Origin of the sequence: Xanthomonas sp. XNM01, assembly GCF_014851915.1 — a bacterium.
In the GTDB taxonomy this organism is placed as follows: Bacteria; Pseudomonadota; Gammaproteobacteria; order Xanthomonadales; family Xanthomonadaceae; genus Pseudoxanthomonas.
This window is the reverse complement of sequence record NZ_JACVAP010000021.1, coordinates 1-255: the sequence shown is the minus strand read 5'-3', so window position 1 is coordinate 255 and position 255 is coordinate 1. Positions and strand designations below refer to the sequence as shown.

The 255-nt window shown below is 52.9% G+C and carries 1 rRNA gene; it reads right to left on the bottom strand.

Going from position 1 to position 255, the window contains the following annotated elements:
* Positions 1 to 88 (bottom strand): 23S ribosomal RNA (locus IB242_RS20280); the annotation flags it as partial.
* Positions 89 to 255: the final 167 nt, after the last annotated feature.

Here is a 255-nt window from a genome sequence, read left to right as displayed (position 1 = left end):
CAGCTCCCCCGCGCTTTTCGCAGGCTGTCACGTCCTTCATCGCCTCTGACCGCCAAGGCATCCACCGTGTGCGCTTATTCGCTTGACCATATAACCCCAAGTCGCCTCGGAGTTACATGCCGTGTCGATGGGGTACAAATCCAACGACGCGAACATACGACTCAATTTTTAGGGACTCGAAGTCCCCGCCTTAGCCTCAACGACACGTCGAGATGGATAATCTCAAACGCTCGCTACATTCCAAGTTTTAAAAGA